The sequence below is a fragment of the Bacillus sp. V3-13 genome (genome assembly GCF_002860165.1).
Lineage (GTDB): Bacteria > Bacillota > Bacilli > Bacillales > Cytobacillaceae > Bacillus_BJ.
This window is the reverse complement of record NZ_PGUZ01000028.1, coordinates 1-18505: the sequence shown is the minus strand read 5'-3', so window position 1 is coordinate 18505 and position 18505 is coordinate 1. Positions and strand designations below refer to the sequence as shown.

The window sequence follows — 18505 nt, the reverse complement described above, 5'->3', positions numbered from 1 at the left end:
CTGGCTCAAAAGCTAAAGATAAAGGCTCGAATGGACATTCTTGTTCTTAAAATCCATATGCTAAACATGAATAAAATCCCGGTTGAATTGAAATCGGGTTTTTATTATTATCGGATCTCATCCGCAACCGGCTGTCCATTTCAGCGAAGAGGTTTGGTGAAATTTCATTGCTCAAAACTGATATATTTCTTTTTCTTTAGTATGATAAGTGTAAACGAGTAAAGAATAGGGAAAGAGTTTTGATATCGTCAGAAAGTGGATCATCCTTTCCTATCGAATTTAAGCTTTTGACCGGGGGAAGGGCTTCTTTCGGCTGTCATGTTTATATGAAACTTTTATTGAAGTACTGGCGGGTGATCAAAATGATTGGCTGCTTATGCATTCATGGTTTTACCGGCTCTCCCTTTGAAATTGAACCGTTGGTTAACTATTTGCAGGAGAGGACGGATTGGGAATTCTCCATTCCGACCTTGCCGGGACATGGAGAAACCCTTAGCTTGAAGGGTATTCATTACAAGCAGTGGATTGAACATGCAGAAAAAGAATTGCAAATGCTGCTCAAGAAATGTGATAAAGTTTATGTGATTGGTTTTTCGATGGGCGGGATTATTGCAAGTTACCTGGCCGTTCATTATCCAGTCGCCAAGCTGGTCCTGCTCAGTGCGGCAGCTTACTATGTGAACCCGAAACAGCTTGCTTCCGATATAGGAATAATGGTCAAGGATGCAGTCAAGGGGAACTTATCAGAAAACGAGTTGTTTCTCAGGTATAAGCAAAAAATTATCAGCACGCCACTATCGGCAACGATTCAATTCCGGCGGCTGGTTGCCAGCATACGGCCTCTCCTTAAGCAAGTCCAAATACCAACGTTTATTGCCCAGGGTGAAGCGGATGGAATTGTCCCCGTTAAGAGCGCCAGATACTTATATGATAAAATTGGAACGAATCATAAAGATATTAAATACGTCAGCAACTCGGGTCATTTAATTTGCCATTGCGATGAAAAAGAGCAGCTCTTTTCAGAAGTGTTCCAATTTTTAAAAGCAGACGAACCAGCAGCTGTAATCTGATTAAATTTAACTGTCTATGATGAATAAGAAGCCTGTGCTGAGGCATGCGATATCATTGCATTTAGTGCAGTTAAATGCTAAGATTAACATCAAAGTGCCTAAGAGAGAAATTTCTTTTTCAAGCGGACATGCTCCTGATGGAGAATGTCTTTTTTTGCGAAACACCGTGAACAGGTTTGTGTTTTGCTGGGATGCGTGATTTAAGCGACCAGCCATCACTTCACATATTACTCTGGCAGGCGCTCCAGCTAGTTGCGGAATTTAGCTGAAGAGTCGGATTTGGTTGCAATCTTGGCTATAGGAGCCCCTCCGAAAAGATGCAAACCTTTTATAATTTTTGTGCGAACAGAAGGAGAATGAAAATTGACAAAGTTTCAAGATTTAGGTTTAAGCCCCGCATTAATGAAATCAGTTCAGAAAATGGGATTTGAAGAAGCAACACCAATACAAGCCCAGACGATTCCGTTGAGCCTTGAGAACAAAGATATCATCGGCCAGGCCCAAACAGGGACCGGGAAAACGGCTGCATTTGGAATTCCTTTAGTTGAAAAAATCGATAAAGACCAGGACGTCATCCAGGGAATTATCATTGCACCAACTCGTGAACTTGCCATCCAGGTTTCTGAGGAGCTATATAAAATCGGTTATGGGAAAAGAACCCGCGTACTGGCGATTTACGGCGGGCAGGACATTAACCGGCAAATCCGCGCCTTAAAGAAAAACCCTCATATCATTGTAGGTACACCAGGCCGGATTTTAGACCATATTAACCGTAAAACATTGCGGCTTAATCATGTAAAAATGGCGATTCTTGATGAGGCGGACGAAATGCTGAACATGGGCTTTATTGATGATATTGAAGCAATTCTCGGCCAAATTCCAACAGAGCGGCAAACGCTTCTCTTCTCGGCAACGATGCCAGCCCCAATCCAGAGAATGGCTGAAAAATTCATGAAGGATCCGCAAGTTGTCCGCGTTAAAGCAAAAGAGGTAACGGTACCTTTAATCGAGCAGTATTATGTAGAAGTGCAAGAGAAGACAAAGTTTGACGTTTTGACAAGGCTTCTTGATATCCAATCTCCTGAATTGGCGATTGTATTTGGAAGGACAAAGAGGCGCGTTGATGAGCTTGCCGAAGCATTGAATCTTCGCGGCTATATGGCGGAAGGAATCCATGGCGATCTGAGCCAGGCGAAACGCATTTCTGTATTGCGCAAATTTAAAGAGGGTTCAATCGATGTTCTTGTTGCCACCGATGTTGCCGCGCGCGGCCTGGACATTTCTGGAGTGACTCATGTCTATAATTTCGACATTCCGCAGGATCCTGAAAGTTATGTCCACCGGATTGGGCGTACCGGCCGTGCTGGAAAAACAGGAATGGCGATGACATTTGTTACTTACCGTGAAAGAGATTATTTAAAAGTTGTCGAAAGAACAACAAAACGGCGGATGGAACTGTTAAAGCCGCCAACTCAACATGAAGCGTTTGAAGGCCAGCAGAAAGCTGCTGTCGATAAAATTCTCCAAACGATTGAAAACAATAACCTGCAGCCGTATAAACAAACAGCGGAACAATTGCTTGAACAGCAGGACGCTGCCACTATTGTAGCAGCTGTATTGAAAATGATTACGAAAGAACCTGATACGACACCAGTTAAGCTGACAGAAGAAGCTCCCCGCCCGCCGAGGAGAGACCGCAGTTCAAATGACCGCGGCAGAGGCTATGATAATAAAAGGGGTTATGATGCCAATAATCGAAGAAAAGCCCCTTATAAGCCGCGTTCCGGCACTAAGCGAAGCAGCCAGCCAACCAATTCAAAAAGTTACCGTTAAAAAGAGAGCATTTGCTCTCTTTTTTTCGCATTCACGCTTGATGACACCCCTTACCTGTGTGAAAAACTCGGGATTCCGCTTGTTTTCGATTAATGAGGCAAGCTTTCGAATGACGTGAGAATTTGGTGTTTTTTTTAATAAAACTTTTAACATAGCTTCTGCGTAATAATAACAGCATCTTCTTTAAATGTATTCTGTTCATGTATACTTAAAGGGGATATAAAAGGAAAACGCAGGAGGATACTGCCGTGATACTAGAACCGCAAACAAGAATTTCTGAACAGGCGTTGAAAGTGTGGAGACTTTCAGGTACAATCCAGTCTGTTTTTGTTAGCCTGGCTGGAGTTGCTCTTATTATTTTATCGCTTATTTTTTCCTGGCCGATTTGGATTATTGGAGCAGCAGTCATTGTCATGCTCAGTTACAGCTATCTTAATATTTATTTGTTTCCTTCCCTTCGCTGGAAGCGTTGGCGCTACGAGGTTAGAGAGCAAGAGATTGAGCTCCGGCAAGGGATATTTATTATTAAGAGGACGCTTGTGCCGATGATTCGGGTCCAGCATGTCGACACCCGGCAGGGGCCCCTATTAAGAAAATACGGTCTGGCGACAGTGGCGATTTCAACTGCCGCGACGGTTCATGAAATTCCTGCCGTCGATGTTGGAGAAGCGGAAGAGCTTCGTTTCTTTATTTCAAAACTGGCAAGGGTGGCGGATGAAGATGTTTGAAGCGAAACGCCTGCACCCGATTTCAACACTTCATAATTTTTCCAGGAATCTGAAGGAATTGATCGTTCCATTTATCATTTTCGTTTTCTTGGGTGGAAATGGAACAAACGCTGATTTGGTTTTCTGGTTGATTTCAATTGGATCGGTACTGCTTGTTTTGGCAGGGGGCGTACTTTCCTGGCTCAGGTTTACTTACCGGGTAGAAGACGGTGAATTGAGGATTGAACACGGAATCATCATTAGAAAAAAACGCTATATTCCCTTTGAACGAATTCAAAGTCTTGATTATTCAGAAGGGATTTTCCATCGTCCGTTCGGGCTTGTCAAAGTAAAAGTGGAAACAGCGGGAGGAATGGGCTTGAACGAACCGGAGGCTGTTTTAACCGCGATTACAAAGGCAGAAGCAGATGCCATTCAACAGATTTTGATGTCCGCGAAAAATAATCGCCGCACCACCGTCGACAAACTGAATGAAACGGAAGAAGAACTCATTTATAAAATCACTCCATCTGAACTGCTCCTGCTTGCTTCTACTTCCGGAGGTGTCGGGGTAGTCATTTCTGCCGTGATTGCGTTCTTTTTTCAATTTGATGAAATCATTCCTTATCGGCGCTTGTTCGCGGGCTTTGAAAGATTTATTCAAAGCGGAATTGTCTTTGTAAGCACGCTCATATTCATCGGGTTTATCATTGCCTGGGTGCTTGCCGTAATTGGGACGATGTTTAAATATGCTGATTTTACTGTTAAAAGAATTAACGATGATTTAGTGATCTCAAGGGGCCTTTTGGAAAAGCGCCAGACGACGATTCCGTTAAAGCGGATCCAGGCTGTGAGAATTAGAGAGAACCTGATCAGGCAGTCACTTGGTTATGCTTCTGTATCATTGGAAAGCGGCGGAGGATCATTCGAAAAAGGAGATGAATCGCAGGTTTTATTGCTGCCGGTCATTAGAAAAAACAAGGTCGCCGGTCTTTTGCAAAATGTTTTGAACGACTATCATCTTGAAGCAATCTTTGTCCCGGCCCCGCAAAGGGCGAAAGCGAGATATGTGACGAGAGGATTGCTGATTGCTTTTCCATTCGCCGTTGTGCCGGCTTTCTTCTTCCATCCCTGGGGATATTTGTCCCTGCTGCTCTTTTTTCCTGCAGCCATCTGGTCATTGTTAATGTATAAAGATGCGGGATGGAATCTGGAGAATCAGCAGCTTGCCTTAAGATACCGGGGGCTTGTTAAAAATACTGTGTATATGAAAAAAACAAGAATCCAATCTTTAAGCAATCAAGAAAGCTATTTTCAAAAGAAAAAAGACTTGGCAACAGTTGAAGCGTTCGTGATATCGGGAATCGGTGCCGGCGGAGGAAAAGTCGTTGACATCGAAAAACACGATGCAATTCAAATATATAAATGGTATTCCGGAACAGATTGAAAGTAGACAAAGGCAGACGCAAATAAAAGCATCCCTGTCAAACCTCGTACAGGGGTGCTTTTCTCCTTGTTGAAGCTTACCGATTAACCAGCCCGAGAATAGCGAGCAAGACAACGCTGCCCCAAAGGAGCATCTGCCAGAAAGATTTTCGGTTCCCCGGTGGCCTCCATGAACTGTTGCCTCTCACTTGCTTGTAAATATCTTTTGAGCCGGAATAAGAGAAAGCCCCGATTAAAAATCCAGCTATAAGTCCGAAAAGATGTGCGGTTATATTGATATTTGGCTGGAAAAACGTCATTACGATTCCGATGATAGAAATAGTTAAAATAATTTGGGCGTTTTGCTGGGAAAGCATATGTCTTCTAAATGTGATCATCGCCAGATAAAAGCCGAAGAGCCCGAAAATCGCCCCGCTTGATCCAACATGTGTATATGTTAAAGGCATCAATATAAAGGTGGCGATATTTGCAAGAATCCCGCTGACCGTGTATAAAAGAATAAACTTTATTTTGCCGAGCATTTGCTCGAGGGGTGGTCCAAATAATACAAGGGAGAAGCTGTTGAAAAGGACGTGTGCAAAGCCGGCATGCATAAACATAGGTGTAAACAGGCGCCACCATTGTCCTTCAGCTATAAACAGATTCACTCCGGCCAATTTTTCAAATAAAAGTATGCGGGGAAATAGAGGAAGAGCTGTTAATAGATACAGTACTGCATGTAAAATGAGAATAAAGGTGATAACTGGGTAAAATCGGATAAACTCCCGAAAGCTTTCGGTTCTCGTAAACATAATTAACCCCCCGAATTGATATACATACATTCTATCCCGGAACGATAGAGGAAAACCATTATTTGTACTATTGTTTATGCAATAAAAATTTGAAATAGAAGGATGATGAATGTGATTTCAGGCATTGGAGTGGATATTGTCGAGCTGGAGCGGATCTCTGAAATCGTCTCTTCCCAGCCGAAATTTATCGAGCGGGTTTTGACAAATGCCGAAATTAAGCAATTTGAACGGCTTTCTTCTAAAAGAAGAATCGAATATTTGGCAGGAAGATTTGCAGCCAAGGAGGCTTTTGCGAAAGCGGCAGGAACCGGAATCGGAAAAGATCTGTCCTTTTTGGATATCGAGGTGGCTGTTGATGAGAAAGGAAAGCCGTTTTTCATTAAGCCTTTCCAAACGAACGCGCATTTGTCGATTTCCCATAGCCGCCAATATGCGGTAGCCCAGGTTGTCTTAGAAAAAATTTTGTGAAAACTAAAAGCTTGTCATCCGGCCCGGCATATTCATTAAGGTTGTCTCATATATTCATAGTGTGCAACGGGAGAGACAAGGCAAAAAGGCGGGAACATTGGCGTAAGCCCTTTTAAAGGATCACTCCAACAGATCGGGAAATCTTTCTGGCGCCAATGTCTGATCATCCTTTTACTCTCCGTAAACCGTGTTTGAAATGAGACAAAAGGGGTTGGAAAAATGAAGAAGAAATGGTTGCTGCTTCTCGCCGGGCTAATGGTCATTTTCGTTTTATCTGCATGCGGTTCAAAATCACAGGAGGATGTTGTGCGGGAACTGAACGGCAAGCTTGAGGAAATGAAGGGCTACAAGGCTGATGCAAAAATGACCTTGCAAATGGGGACGGAGCCGCAGGAGTATGATGTTCAAATTTGGCATAAACAACCTGATTTCTACCGGGTCAATCTAAAAAATGCCCAGAAGGACCAAAGCCAGATGATTCTCCGAAACGAAGAAGGAGTATTTGTCCTGACTCCCGCTCTTAACAAGAGCTTCCGTTTCCAGAGTGAATGGCCGCAAAACAGCAGCCAGGCCTATTTATATGAATCATTAATTACGGACATAATTGAAGACAATGAAGCAAAATTTAAAGCAACGAAAGACGGTTATGTCTTTGAAACAAAGACACGGTACCAAAATAATAAGATGCTTCCTTTACAAGAAATCACCTTAAACAAAAAAGACTTGGCCCCTGTCAGTGTCAAAGTAATGGATCCTGACCGGAAAGCATTAGTAACGGTGGAGTTTTCCAATGTAAAGTTCGATGCCACTTTTGATAAAAACGACTTTGACATGAAGAAAAATATGACCGGTGCCCAATTGGAGGTGCCAGTGATGGCCAACCTGAACGACATCGAATTTACAGTAAAGTACCCAACAGCAGAGATTCCTGGGGCCAGTTTGAAAGATGAAAAGGAAATTGCAACTGCGGATGGAAAGCGGGTCGTTTTAACTTATGATGGAGAAAAGTCGTTCACGTTTGTGCAAGAAAAGGCGGAAGTGGTGAAGTCAACAGCCTCGGCCACGACAATGAATGGTGATCCGGTCGATCTGGGGTTTACGATTGGAGCTTTGGCTGACAATATGGTGACATGGACTCATCAGGGAGTCGACTATATGGTCGCTTCCAACGATTTAACAAAAGAAGAAATGGTCATGATCGCCCGTTCTGTACAAGGGAATGTAAGCAAATAATAACAATGCTTCAAGCAGGCTCCGACCGGGAGCCTGCTTTATGTCTATTTGGAGCGTTTTTTAAAAGTCTCAAGGAATCTGATTGGAGGTTAAAAAGCCTTGCGAGAAGCGGAACGCGACCCGCGAACCGGGCTGGATAGTAATTTCTTCATTTGACATCGGCGGTGCTTGAGCATAATAATCAAGGATATAGCTTTTTAAAGATAAATAAACAGCGTTGAACGGATTCAGGAGGAAGTGGAGCAGGTGGAATATGAAGGAAGTTTTTATCGGGATACCTGGGTTGAGATAGATTTAAACAATATTGAAGATAATCTGAAATCAATAAAAAATTTGCTGCCTGACGAGGTGGAAATGATTGCTGTAGTAAAGGCAAACGCCTATGGACATGGCGATTTTCAAACCGCTGAAGCAGCCCTTCGCGCCGGTGCATCGATGCTGGCTGTCGCTTTTATGGACGAAGCAATCGCACTGAGGAGGAAAGGAATCACAGCTCCGATCCTTATTCTCGGTGCAAGCCGCCCGGAAGATATAAATGTCGCAGCTGAGTTAAATCTTACCCTGACTGTTTTTCAAGAGGAGTGGCTTCTCAAGGCTGCGGGCATTTTAAAACCGGATTTGGAAGTATCGGTACATGTTAAAGTGGATACCGGGATGAACAGAATTGGCGTCGGCACCAGGGATCAACTTAAGAAACTCGAAGCGGCGATCACGAATAACCGCCAAATTCGCATGGAAGGTATTTATACTCATTTTGCGACAGCGGATGAGCTGGACCTGTCGTATTTTAGGGAGCAGCTGGAACGCTTCAATGATTTGCTTGGCGTTCTGGACAACCGTCCACGCTATATCCACAGCAGCAACAGTGCGGCATCGATGAGATTTCCGGAAGCTCATTTTAATGCTGTGCGCGTCGGCATCGCCATGTACGGGTTAACCCCGTCGCTTGAAATTGAGCCTCAACTGCCGATTTCTTTAAAGGAAGCTTTCTCATTATATTCGCGGCTTATCCATGTTAAAAAAATCAGTAAAGGTGAAAAGGTCAGCTATGGTGCAACATATGAAGCTGAAGAAGATGAATGGATCGGCACGCTGCCGATCGGTTATGCGGATGGCTGGATCCGAAAGCTTCAGGGCCAGGATGTCCTGGTGGAAGGCAGGAGGGTGCCGATTGTTGGGCGGATATGTATGGACCAATGCATGGTCAAGCTGCCGGATTATGTGCCGCCTGGAACAAAGTGTACCCTGATTGGTTCGCAAAAAACGGAAACAATTTCCATAAACGAGATTGCTTCCAAGCTCGAAACGATCAACTATGAAATTCTCTGCGTGATTTCAAACCGGGTACCGAGGATATTTAAACAAAACGGAAAAATGTTAGCCATAAACAATGCTTTGCTGACATAGTATAGGAGTGGCGGGATCGATCCCTTTAAAAAGCAAAAAAATAACCGATGACAAACCTTTTAAGTTGCTTATTTTGCACTGGAAGGAGGGATTCGGTGTGCTTTTATGCATAAAAGTTGATTTTTTTGGACGATAATACAGAAGAATTGCTGAATAGTCTTTGCATGGACCTTGAATAGTGATAATATTAGAAATAGTAGAGACTAAAAATGGTGTGTAGTCGATGGTGGAGGTGTATGTTTGTGTCAGAATCCGGCGCAACAACAGAAATCATGGTAAAATTGCCGCAACATCTTTTAACCGAATTAGATGGATTTGTTAAGCAAGAAAATGTAAACAGAAGCGAATTTATTTACCAAGCTACGAAAATGTATTTGCGTGAGCGAAAAAAGAGACAAATTCGTGAATCAATGAGACGGGGCTATATGGAAATGGCCAAAATTAATTTGACGATTGCATCTGAAGCATTCCAGGCAGAATATGAGGCAGAACACACAGTTGAACGTCTAGTAAGCGGAGGGTAATCCCTTGATTGTCAAACGTGGTGACGTATATTTTGCGGACCTATCCCCAGTTGTTGGTTCAGAACAAGGTGGAGTCCGTCCAGTGTTAGTCATCCAAAACGACATCGGGAATCGGTTTAGTCCGACAGTCATTGTAGCCGCAATCACAGCACAAATTCAAAAAGCAAAGTTGCCTACTCACGTTGAAATTGATGCGAAACGATATGGTTTTGAACGCGACTCGGTCATCCTATTAGAACAGATTCGTACTATTGATAAACAGCGGTTAACCGATAAGATTACACATCTCGATGACGAAATGATGGAAAAAGTGGATGAAGCCTTGCAGATAAGTTTGGGTCTCATCGAATTTTAACTGCAAGCACGCTCTTTGGTGAAAGGGCGTTTTTTTACTGAAAAAAGAAAGCAGAGTAGCGTTCCTGAACACAATGAGTGCTTCCAAAAGATCACTTCTCCAAAACAAAAGTTGTTGCTTGTTTAATCTCCACTGCGCATATCATCCGGCATGAACAGAAGATATTGGGTTCCCTATAAAACTTATGGCTTTGATTCCATTCGTTTACTTGCCGAAAATAACTTTAATTGGATTACTATTGGCCGCTGGACGGAATTTTAAATGTATAAAGTTATCATAATGATGACACGGTGAAAAGTTGACCCGTGCGGGGGTAAACGCTTCCTTGATGTGCAAGAAAGTTCAGAGGGGCAGCCGCCATACTGTTTATTTATCATCGTGAAGATTCATTTTTCTGCATAGCAGGCTGTTTTGGACAGCTTGCTTTTTTTGTTCTTAAAAGGTTTGTTGTTTGCAGGAAATCCCTTCATTCCTGTAGTATTTAATTTGACGAAGAGGATTTGTTATCATTAAATAGTTGTAAGGAATACAGATACGGATTATTGAAGTTAGTTTACAAATTTAAATTTATTTTACAGTGTATAAGAAATCGGTACGGTTAATTTTTCTGTGATAGAATTGGGGAGGGTTCTGTTTAATGAACAAACAAATTGTTGATTACATTCAAACCAATAGAGAAGCAATCCTAACGGACTGGATCGAGGAAATAAAGGAACAGGCCGATGAACGCATTATGCGCGTGGCGTCCGAACAGGTGTTTATTGGGACAAGCCGCGAATTTATTGATTTGATTGTATCTAATATAAAAGATTCCAACGAAGAATTTATTGCAAAACTGTCTGACTTTGCTGAAAAGGTGGTCCGGTTGGGCTGGCCATTAACGTTTGTAACGAAAGGTTTGCAGACGTTCGGGAAAATTGTCTTTGAGGGAATGCAAGAAGCAGGCCTTATTACCCGGGAAAATCAGATGGATATCGTTTACGATTTTGATAAATGGCTGACACCGATGACAAATGAAATCGTCAGCATGTATTCCACTACCTGGGAAAGAACCGTTTCCCTGCAAAAAATAGCGTTGCAAGAGCTATCTGCACCGTTAATTCCCGTATTTGAAAAGATCACGGTGATGCCGCTCGTCGGTACGATCGATACAGAACGGGCCAAGCAGATTATGGAAAACCTGTTGAGCGGCGTTGTTAAACACCGTTCGGAAGTGGTTTTGATTGATATAACAGGAGTCCCGGTGGTTGATACGATGGTAGCGCACCATATTATCCAGGCAGCAGATGCTGTCCGTTTAGTCGGGGCCAAATGCATGCTTGTCGGAATTCGTCCGGAAATTGCCCAAACCATTGTGAATTTAGGAATTGAATTGAATCAATTTACGACGAAAAACACCTTGAAAAAGGGAATTGAAGCGGCATTAGCCATTACAAACCGCAAAATTGTGAATGTGGAGGGAGCAGAGTGAGAATACCTATTCTAAAATTGCATGATTGTCTATTAGTCTCCATCCAATGGGAGTTGGATGACCAAACCGCACTCCAATTCCAAGAGGATTTGCTTCATAAAATTCATGAAACAAGCGCAAACGGAGTCGTGATCGACCTTACTTCGATCGATTTTATCGATTCGTTTATTGCAAAAGTATTGGGAGATGTCATTAGCATGTCCAAGCTAATGGGTGCAAAAGTTGTCATTACCGGAATACAACCTGCCGTTGCTATTACGCTGATAGAATTGGGGATTGGGTTGGATGATGTCCTCACAGCTTTAGATTTAGAAAAAGGGTTGGAGAAATTGCAACTGGAACTGGGGGATTGACTGTATGGGAATCCAATCCTGCGTTAAGATTATAAATGAGTGGGACATTGTTGCAGCCCGTCAGCTTGGGCGGAATGTTGCAAAAGAGCTTGGGTTCGGAACAGTTGACCAGGCAAGAATTACAACGGCGATAAGCGAACTGGCAAGGAACATCTATTTATATGCCGGGCAAGGACAAATTTGCATCGAAAAAATATATGATGGCGGAAAACCAGGGCTGCTGATTCATGCGATGGATAGCGGACCCGGGATAAGTGATTTGCGCCAAGTGATGGAAGATGGATTTTCAACATCGGGCGGACTGGGGGCCGGGCTGCCGGGTGTTAAGCGATTAATGGATGAATTTGATATCGATTCATCGCCAGGAAATGGAACAGATATAAAAGCAACAAAATGGCTCCGTTAGGGGGTAAATCATGGATTTTCGCGATTCGATGGAGTCAAAGTACCGGGAAATATTAGAAAGTTATTTAAAAGAACAGAATGAACAGGCATTATATGCAAGTCAAAAATTCAGCCGGAAAACGATTGAACATAAAATTTCACCGGAAGAAATTATCAGCCTTCATAAAGGTCTTCTTACTGAACTTTATCCCGATCTTCCGAACGATGTCATGAACTCGTTTGATATTTTATTGGAAGTGATGATCGGATATGGCTTAGCTTACCGGGAACATCAAACATTAAGGCATATGCAGCAGGAACTAAGGTCGGAAATGGAAATTGCCGCTAACGTCCAGCAAACCTTGCTTGGCACAAAAGTTCCGCAAATCGACGGGCTGGATATTGGAGCAATTAGTGTGCCCGCCAGGCACATGAATGGGGATTACTATCATTTTGTCCAGGATGAAAATGATTATATAAGCGTTGCGATTGCAGACGTTATTGGAAAAGGAATTCCCGCCGCTCTCTGCATGTCGATGATCAAATATGCGATGGACAGTTTGCCTGAAAATCGGAATGAGCCGAGCGTGATTCTCGAAAACCTCAACCGTGTCGTCGAGCAAAATGTCGATCCAAGCATGTTTATTACGATGTTTTACGGTATGTTTAATCCGGTCGAAAATATTTTTTATTATGCATCAGCCGGTCACGAGCCTGGTTTTTATTACTGTTCGGAACAGGATGCATTTTTTGAATTGGAAGCGAAGGGTTTGCTGCTCGGAGTAGACAAGCGTACAAAATACGCCCAATTCAAAAAGGCAGTCAAGCCGGGAGATATGATTGTCCTGATGTCGGATGGAGTAACAGAGTGCCGGACAGAAGAGGGATTTATCGAAAGAGAAACATTAATCGGGTATATCAGGAAATACCATCACTTAAGTGCTCAGGAGATTGTAAATAATATATATAAGGAACTTGAAAAGCTTCAGCATTTTCAATTGCGTGACGACTTTACGTTAATCATTTTAAAAAGAGATGTTTAATGTTTTTAGAAAAGGGTAAACAAAAAGAGCAATTGAGATAAAGAGGTGGGTCAAAAAAATGAATTTAACAATAGATGTAAATGAAAAAGAAACTGTGGTCGAAGTAAAAGTAAGCGGCGAAATTGATGCATACACTGCGCCTAAACTCCGCGAAGCCCTATTCCCGATGTCCGAGAAAAAGGGGATTGAAATGCTTGTGGACCTTTCCGAAGTCTCCTATATGGATAGTACAGGTTTAGGTGTGTTTGTCGGAGCCTTTAAGAATGTCCGCTCGCATGGCGGGAAATTCCAACTGGTGGGCTTGTCTGAACGGTTAAAAAGGCTGTTTGAGATTACGGGGCTTGCCGATATTATTGATATAAACAGCGAGATAGAAGGTGGAGTGCAATGAATCAGCCGTTTGACTATATTGAAATGAAAATTCCTGCAAAACCGGAATTTGTCGGAGTTATTCGGTTAACCCTATCTGGAATTGCCAGCAGACTGGGGTTTTCTTATGATGAGATTGAGGACTTGAAGATTGCTACGAGTGAAGCATGTACGAATGCAGTTCAACATGCATACAGGCAAAATGAACAGGGTGAGGTTGTAATCGGCTTCGGCTTGTATCCTGACCGCCTGGAAGTGATGGTTGCAGATAGCGGCAAAAGCTTTGACTTCCAATCTGCCCGCGAAGGCCTTGGACCATACGGACAAACCGATTCTGTTGAATTTTTGCGCGAAGGAGGCTTAGGCCTTTATCTTATCGAAACATTGATGGATGAAGTTCGAATCCATCAAAAAGAGGGTGTGACGGTCTTCATGACCAAATACCTGGAAGGAGAGCAGGTGGAGATGGATGCAGAAACACTCTCAACCTAACCAATCCAAGCAAGAAACGAACGACTTAATTAAAGCATATCAGCTGCATCAGGATGAAGAAGCGCAAAATCAGCTCGTCCTTCAATATCAGAACCTTGTCGAAACAATCGCAAGAAAGTATTCAAAAGGCAGATCATTTCATGAAGATATTTTCCAAGTCGGAATGATTGGCTTGCTTGGGGCGATCCGCCGCTATGATGAAACTTTCGGGAAAAGCTTTGAAGCTTTTGCAGTACCGACAATCATTGGCGAAATCAAACGTTTTTTAAGAGATAAAACGTGGAGTGTCCATGTTCCGCGCAGAATCAAGGAACTCGGCCCAAAAATCAAGACAACGGTGGAGAATTTAACGACGGAGCTGCATCGCTCTCCTAAAGTTGAAGAAATTGCTGCTGCACTTGAGGTTTCCGAAGAGGAAGTGCTCGAAGCAATGGAAATGGGCAAAAGCTACCAGGCCCTGTCTGTTGATCATTCAATCGAGGCGGATTCTGACGGTGGCACGGTCACCTTACTTGATATTGTTGGAAATATTGACGAAGGCTACGAAAAGGTTAACCAGCGAATGGTGCTGGAAAAAGTGTTGCATGTGCTGACCGATCGTGAGAAGAAAATCATTCAATATACGTATTTGGAAAATATGAGCCAAAAGGATGCAGGTGACAAATTGGGAATTTCTCAGATGCATGTCTCGCGTTTGCAAAGGAGAGCCATCAAGAAACTGCAAGAAGCCATCCATGCTGAGGTGAATAACTCGGAGTGCCTTTCATGAACAATTCAGCCAAAGAAAAGGTCGAAATTTTAGCCCACCAAACCGCAAAAGAAGGCAGGCAGGAATGCGGAGATGCTTATTACTATAAGGAAACCGAAGAATATTTTATCTGTGTTGTAGCAGATGGACTCGGAAGTGGGAAACATGCATTTGAAGCTTCGTCCGCTGTTATAGCTGCGGTAGAACAACATCATGGGGATGATGTAGAAACACTTATGAATCTTTGCAATAAAGCGCTGTTGCAAAAAAGAGGCGCTGCCGTCTCGATATTCAAGGTTTATTTTAAAACACGGGAATTTGTATACAGCTCCGTAGGCAATATCCGGTTTTTTCTCTATTCCCCCTCCGGTAAGCTCACATATCCCCTGCCGGTAACTGGTTATTTATCAGGAAGACCGCAGTCCTTTCATACTCAACGGTTTCTTTATGAGCCAAGCTCGAAATTTCTCATCCATTCTGACGGTTTACATTTGCAGGGAGCAAAATCTTTGCTCAAAGGATTTCTTCCGCTCGAACTTATCGCTAATGAAATTAAATCGAAATATATGACCACAAGCGATGACACTACCTTTATAATCGGGAGCTTACTTCAATAACACAGTAAGCTCTTTTTTGTTTGTATAATCGTGCAAAGCATGCAAACTTTTTGTAAAATGGGATAAAACACTTTGTTTTTCGCGGGAGGCTTAAAGTTTGGAGACAACAATTGAAAAAAAAGTTACATATATAAATTTGATTGCAGCGGAGCAAAAGATTACTGGCAAACAAGTAGGCAGTGTCATTTCTTTATTGGAGGAAGGGAATACGGTCCCGTTTATCGCCCGGTACCGAAAAGAACAGACAGGAGCACTGGATGAAGTGCAAATCCGCGATATTATGGATCGGTGGCAATATATTCAAAACTTGGAGCATCGAAAAGAAGAGGTTATCCGTTTAATTGATGAACAGGGAAAGCTCACGAATGATTTGAAAACGCAAATCGAAAAGGCAAACAAGCTGCAGGAAGTCGAAGATTTATACCGGCCTTATAAACAGAAGCGGCGGACAAAGGCGACTGTCGCGAAGGAAAAAGGGTTGGAACCTTTTGCCGAATGGATCATGGCTTTTCCAAAGGAAGGTTCAGTGGATGAAAAAGCAAATGAGTTTTTATCCGAAGAAAAAGGAGTTCTTACGATTGAAGAAGCGATTGCCGGTGTAAAAGATATCATTGCTGAAATCGTTTCTGATGATGCAGACAGCAGAAAATGGATCCGCAGAGAAACAAGTCAGAGAGGCTTAATTGAAACGGCCGTAAAAGATGCAGATAAAGATGAAAAAAACATTTATGAAATGTATTATGAATACAGTGAACCGGTAAGCAAAATCGTTCCGCACCGCATACTCGCCTTAAACCGTGGTGAAAAGGAAGATATTATCCGCGTGACCATCAAGCCTGACGCTGATAAAATCATTGGCTTCCTGACGAAAAAATGGGTAAAAAACTGCGATTCAATTACAGCTCAGCTCGTAGAGGAAGCTATTGAAGATAGCTACAAGCGGCTTATCCAACCGTCGATTGAACGTGAAATCCGCAATGAGTTAACAGAAAAGGCTGAGGAGCAGGCGATCCATATTTTTTCTGAAAATCTTCGCAACCTGTTGCTCCAGCCACCATTAAAAGGAAAGGTTGTGCTTGGAGTCGATCCTGCATACCGGACAGGCTGTAAGCTGGCGGTTGTCGATGAGACCGGAAAAGTTTTGCAAAAAGGAGTCATTTATCCGCATCCGCCCGTTTCAAAAGCAAAAGAGGCAAAGGAGAAGGTAATCAAGCTTCTCCAGCAATATAACGTCGAAATGGTCGCAATCGGCAATGGAACGGCTTCGCGGGAAACAGAGCAATTTGTTGCAGATGTCCTCAAAGAGATTGAGGAAGAGATTTTCTACTTAATTGTCAATGAGGCAGGGGCAAGTGTTTATTCGGCATCAGATATTGCGAGAGAGGAATTTCCTGATTTCCAGGTGGAAGAAAGAAGCGCAGTTTCGATTGCCCGCAGGCTTCAGGATCCTTTAGCCGAGCTCGTTAAGATTGATCCGAAATCAGTCGGCGTCGGCCAATACCAGCACGATGTGTCCCAGAAAAAATTATCTGAGTCGCTCACATTCGTTGTGGAAACAGCAGTAAATCAGGTCGGCGTCAATGTGAATACAGCATCAGCGTCTCTGTTGCAGTATGTCGCCGGTTTATCGAAAACGGTCGCCAACAATGTAATTAAAAAACGTGATGAAGAAGGTAAATTTTTGAGCCGGGAACAGTTGAAAAACATACCCCGTCTTGGCGCCAAGACATATGAGCAGGCAATCGGCTTCCTTCGGGTTATTGACGGGAGCGAGCCCCTTGACCGGACTGCAATCCATCCGGAAAGTTATCCTGAAGTTAAAAAGTTGTTAGGCATGCTTGGGTTCACCTCAACAGACCTCGGCACAGAAGCGTTAAAGGAATCTCTAAATCATTTGGATATTAAAGCAACTGCCGCTGAATTGAAAATTGGCGAGCTCACTTTAAAGGATATTGTCGAAGCTTTGGTAAGGCCGGAGCGGGATCCGCGTGATGAATTGCCAAAACCACTGTTAAAGCAGGATATTCTCAAGCTGGAAGACTTAAAGCCCGGACTTGAACTTCAGGGAACCGTAAGAAATGTCGTCGATTTCGGTGCTTTTGTCGATATCGGGGTCAAACAGGATGGTTTGGTACACATTTCGAAGCTGCGCCGCCAGTTTGTGAAGCACCCGTTGGATGTCGTTTCTGTTGGGGATGTCGTCACGGTTTGGGTTGACAGTGTCGACAAACAAAAAGGCAGGGTGGCGCTGACGATGCTTGCGCCTGCCGAGTAGATCGCCCTTGAAAAAACACTGCCTGTTAAGAGCAGTGTTTTTTTTGGTAAAAAAACCAACATTGATTTAATAATTTAATTTGGTAACTATTTTTTTCATAAAATGCCTTTTTCATTTGATTCTGGAACCAGGCCGGCATAATGATACCTCCCTAATCATTTTCATTTCAAAAGGTATATATAATGTATGCTATAATAGGTTGTCATGTTCACCCAAAGGAGAGACGCACCATGAATAATGATGAACTTCAAAGATTGGTCGAGCAAATATCCATTCAATCTTTTCATAAGCTCTTTCGGCATAAGGCTACTTTTAATCCGCGTCTCCGTTCAACGGGCGGACGCTATCTCCTTCACTCCCACAATATAGAAATCAACAAGAAGTATTTTGAACAGCTCGGCAAGGAAGAGTTAATTGGCATTATTAAGCACGAGCTTTGCCATTATCATCTCCACCTTGAGGGTAAAGGTTACCGACATCGTGATTATGATTTCAAGACCCTGCTTAAACAAGTAAATGCGCCCCGTTTTTGTTCCACACTGCCGGAAAAACCTAAAAAGAAAACGTTCAGTAAAATGCTTGTATACCAATGCAAACATTGCGGACAGCTTTATAACCGGAAACGGACAGTGAACACATCTAAATACGTTTGCGGTAAATGTAAAGGCAGACTGATAAAAGTGAAAGAGGTTGCATTACCTTAATGAAACGTTAAGCTGATGCAACCTTTAACTATCCACAGATATGAAAAATCATCTTGACTTATATGCTTGAGGTTTTTATAATAGTAAGAGTCGATAATGATGGAAGTTCAGCTTTATTCAGATATAAATATTCCGCAGTAGCTCAGTGGTAAAGCAACGAGCGAAGCTACCATGAATGGACTGCGAGTTGTACCCATCGAGCCGCATCTAGCCTT

21 protein-coding genes are annotated in these 18505 nt (G+C 42.9%); 19 read left to right on the top strand and 2 right to left on the bottom strand.

Features of this window, described 5'->3' with window-relative positions; genetic code table 11:
- Positions 1–362 precede the first annotated feature (362 nt).
- From CU633_RS11025 to CU633_RS11010, 4 genes are all read left to right on the top strand, one after another.
- Entirely contained in the window at positions 363–1070 is a 708-nt protein-coding gene (locus tag CU633_RS11025) for an alpha/beta hydrolase (protein WP_101660525.1), read from the top strand.
- Between the two features lie 363 nt (positions 1071–1433).
- On the top strand, positions 1434–2903 hold the full coding sequence (locus tag CU633_RS11020) for a DEAD/DEAH box helicase (protein ID WP_101660396.1): 1470 nt from the start codon (positions 1434–1436) through the stop codon (positions 2901–2903).
- A gap of 248 nt (positions 2904–3151) precedes the next feature.
- Entirely contained in the window at positions 3152–3631 is a 480-nt protein-coding gene (locus CU633_RS11015; RefSeq protein WP_101660394.1) for a PH domain-containing protein, read from the top strand.
- Positions 3624–5057: a PH domain-containing protein gene (locus CU633_RS11010; protein ID WP_101660392.1), complete on the top strand. Its 1434-nt coding sequence runs from the start codon at positions 3624–3626 to the stop codon at positions 5055–5057. Before CU633_RS11015 ends, CU633_RS11010 begins: the two co-directional genes overlap by 8 nt.
- A 76-nt stretch (positions 5058–5133) precedes the next feature.
- On the opposite strand, the gene CU633_RS11005 is transcribed toward CU633_RS11010, so the two are convergent.
- Positions 5134–5847 (bottom strand): rhomboid family intramembrane serine protease, encoded by a 714-nt coding sequence (locus tag CU633_RS11005; RefSeq protein ID WP_101660390.1) that lies wholly within the window; start codon positions 5845–5847, stop codon positions 5134–5136.
- 111 nt (positions 5848–5958) lie between these two features.
- On the opposite strand from CU633_RS11005, the gene acpS reads away from it, so the two are divergent.
- From acpS to CU633_RS10935, 14 genes are all read left to right on the top strand, one after another.
- Positions 5959–6315, top strand: coding sequence for a holo-ACP synthase (acpS, locus tag CU633_RS11000; protein ID WP_101660388.1), 357 nt, complete (start codon positions 5959–5961; stop codon positions 6313–6315).
- A gap of 219 nt (positions 6316–6534) precedes the next feature.
- Positions 6535–7548 carry a LolA family protein gene (locus CU633_RS10995; protein WP_101660386.1) on the top strand — a complete coding sequence of 338 codons (1014 nt, stop codon included), beginning with the start codon at positions 6535–6537 and terminating at the stop codon, positions 7546–7548.
- 246 nt (positions 7549–7794) lie between these two features.
- Positions 7795–8955 (top strand): alanine racemase, encoded by a 1161-nt coding sequence (gene alr / locus CU633_RS10990; RefSeq protein WP_101660384.1) that lies wholly within the window; start codon positions 7795–7797, stop codon positions 8953–8955.
- A gap of 242 nt (positions 8956–9197) precedes the next feature.
- Complete coding sequence (locus tag CU633_RS10985) at positions 9198–9479, top strand: CopG family ribbon-helix-helix protein (protein ID WP_101660523.1); 282 nt, start codon at positions 9198–9200, stop codon at positions 9477–9479.
- A gap of 4 nt (positions 9480–9483) precedes the next feature.
- Entirely contained in the window at positions 9484–9834 is a 351-nt protein-coding gene (gene ndoA, locus CU633_RS10980) for a type II toxin-antitoxin system endoribonuclease NdoA (RefSeq protein WP_009795787.1), read from the top strand.
- Between the two features lie 637 nt (positions 9835–10471).
- A complete protein-coding gene (locus tag CU633_RS10975; RefSeq protein WP_101660382.1) occupies positions 10472–11305 on the top strand; it encodes an RsbT co-antagonist protein RsbRA in 834 nt (277 codons plus the stop codon).
- Positions 11302–11658: an STAS domain-containing protein gene (locus CU633_RS10970; RefSeq protein WP_101575386.1), complete on the top strand. Its 357-nt coding sequence runs from the start codon at positions 11302–11304 to the stop codon at positions 11656–11658. Before CU633_RS10975 ends, CU633_RS10970 begins: the two co-directional genes overlap by 4 nt.
- Positions 11659–11662: 4 nt before the next feature.
- Positions 11663–12064, top strand: coding sequence for an anti-sigma regulatory factor (locus tag CU633_RS10965; protein ID WP_101660380.1), 402 nt, complete (start codon positions 11663–11665; stop codon positions 12062–12064).
- Positions 12065–12074: 10 nt separating this feature from the next.
- The gene (locus tag CU633_RS10960) at positions 12075–13085 is read left to right on the top strand and encodes a PP2C family protein-serine/threonine phosphatase (protein ID WP_101660378.1); all 1011 of its coding nucleotides are present in this window, start codon (positions 12075–12077) and stop codon (positions 13083–13085) included.
- Between the two features lie 58 nt (positions 13086–13143).
- Positions 13144–13476 carry an anti-sigma factor antagonist gene (locus CU633_RS10955; protein WP_101660376.1) on the top strand — a complete coding sequence of 111 codons (333 nt, stop codon included), beginning with the start codon at positions 13144–13146 and terminating at the stop codon, positions 13474–13476.
- Entirely contained in the window at positions 13473–13946 is a 474-nt protein-coding gene (gene rsbW / locus CU633_RS10950) for an anti-sigma B factor RsbW (RefSeq protein ID WP_101660374.1), read from the top strand. Before CU633_RS10955 ends, rsbW begins: the two co-directional genes overlap by 4 nt.
- Complete coding sequence (sigB, locus tag CU633_RS10945; protein WP_101660371.1) at positions 13924–14715, top strand: RNA polymerase sigma factor SigB; 792 nt, start codon at positions 13924–13926, stop codon at positions 14713–14715. Before rsbW ends, sigB begins: the two co-directional genes overlap by 23 nt.
- Positions 14712–15311: a PP2C family serine/threonine-protein phosphatase gene (locus tag CU633_RS10940; protein ID WP_101660369.1), complete on the top strand. Its 600-nt coding sequence runs from the start codon at positions 14712–14714 to the stop codon at positions 15309–15311. Before sigB ends, CU633_RS10940 begins: the two co-directional genes overlap by 4 nt.
- 109 nt (positions 15312–15420) lie before the next feature.
- Positions 15421–17586, top strand: coding sequence for a Tex family protein (locus tag CU633_RS10935; RefSeq protein WP_374703364.1), 2166 nt, complete (start codon positions 15421–15423; stop codon positions 17584–17586).
- A gap of 25 nt (positions 17587–17611) precedes the next feature.
- On the opposite strand, the gene cmpA is transcribed toward CU633_RS10935, so the two are convergent.
- Complete coding sequence (cmpA, locus tag CU633_RS10930) at positions 17612–17725, bottom strand: cortex morphogenetic protein CmpA (RefSeq protein ID WP_101575378.1); 114 nt, start codon at positions 17723–17725, stop codon at positions 17612–17614.
- A gap of 91 nt (positions 17726–17816) precedes the next feature.
- Here cmpA and CU633_RS10925 point away from each other — a divergent pair, with 91 nt between their 5' ends.
- Positions 17817–18290, top strand: a complete 474-nt coding sequence (locus CU633_RS10925) for a SprT family protein (RefSeq protein ID WP_101660365.1) — start codon at positions 17817–17819, stop codon at positions 18288–18290.
- Positions 18291–18505 lie beyond the last annotated feature (215 nt).